General features: G+C 57.1%; 3 protein-coding genes. All 3 read left to right on the top strand.

What is annotated here, in order from left to right; all coding sequences use genetic code 11:
* The first annotated feature begins 64 nt into the window (after positions 1-64).
* From PAN31117_RS26960 to PAN31117_RS26950, 3 genes are read left to right on the top strand one after another with little or no spacing between them, the layout of a single operon-like run.
* Positions 65-364: a hypothetical protein gene (locus PAN31117_RS26960; RefSeq protein ID WP_150740883.1), complete on the top strand. Its 300-nt coding sequence runs from the start codon at positions 65-67 to the stop codon at positions 362-364.
* Positions 361-567, top strand: coding sequence for a hypothetical protein (locus tag PAN31117_RS26955; protein ID WP_150740882.1), 207 nt, complete (start codon positions 361-363; stop codon positions 565-567). Before PAN31117_RS26960 ends, PAN31117_RS26955 begins: the two co-directional genes overlap by 4 nt.
* Positions 568-571: 4 nt before the next feature.
* Positions 572-1,090, top strand: coding sequence for a DUF1804 family protein (locus tag PAN31117_RS26950; RefSeq protein WP_150740881.1), 519 nt, complete (start codon positions 572-574; stop codon positions 1,088-1,090).
* Positions 1,091-1,132 lie beyond the last annotated feature (42 nt).

Genomic DNA, 1,132 nt, shown 5'->3' with positions numbered 1-1,132 from the left:
GAAAAGCCGCCGTAGTGCCAAAACCGGCGCAAAGACTCTTCTAACTATCGATACATGAACGACCATGCAACCCACAATTCAACAACTGTTTTCTGGTAATGGCGGGCTGATCTACCTCATCTCAGTCCTGCTCGCCATCATCAACTTCGGCCTGCTCTTCTTCATCCGCGCTATGTGGGCATCGTACCGAGACCAAGGCGAGCAAATCAGGGGCATGCAGCGTGAGCTGGCCAGCATGCGGGAAACGATGGCCGGTAAGTATGTCACCCGTGACGACTTCAAGTTGCTGCGCGAGGAGTTCCGGAACGGCTGGGACGTGCTGGACAAGAAGCTCACAAACCTACTGACGCGAGGGCAAGCATGAACCGCACGACCTCTGACGATGAGCGCCTGGTCGTATTGCTGCGGGATCTGAACGAGAAGTTGCGCATCGTGCGTGAGCAGACTGAGCAGATCGTCGACCGGTCGGTCATTGGCGGCACTGTTGCAGGCGCGCTCGCGGGTGGCATGGCGGCAGCCGTGGTTACGGTCGGCATGCAGTTGATCCTCGCTGCACTGATGCACTGACGACATGGCCTATCCGAAAAGCGTCCGAGACAAGGTTCGTCGCCGCTATGTCTTTGATCGGATGCCGCTTGAGCAAGCGGCCGCTGCGGCGAACGTGTCGTATGCCACGGCATGCCGCTGGAAACAGGACGCGCAGGACGGTGGAGACGATTGGGACAAGGCACTGGCAGCGCAGTTGTTTTCGGGCGGTGCGATCGAGGATATCACCCGCCAGATGCTGGTCGGCCTGATCACGCAGTACCAGGCGACGATGGTTCTCGTTGAGGAGTCGCCAGACATTCCACCGGCGAAGAAGGTTCAGTTGCTGGCGTCATTGGCCGACGCCTACAACAAGACGATTGGCGCGTCGAAAAGAGTGCTGACCGAAACGAACGAATTGGCGGTCGCGATGGGTGTAATGCGATTGCTGGCTGATTTTGTGAAACAGCAGTATCCGCAATATCTCCAGGCATTCTCGGACGTCCTCATGCCGTTCGGCGATGCACTCACAAAGACCTATGGATCAAACGGGAAAACGAAATGACCCAAATACGTCAGCAACTATTCTCCACGAACGACATGGAGC

This window comes from Pandoraea anapnoica, assembly GCF_902459765.1.
Taxonomy (GTDB): Bacteria; Pseudomonadota; Gammaproteobacteria; order Burkholderiales; family Burkholderiaceae; genus Pandoraea; species Pandoraea anapnoica.
The sequence above is the reverse complement of the archived record's forward strand: the minus strand, read 5'-3'. Positions and strand labels throughout refer to the sequence as shown.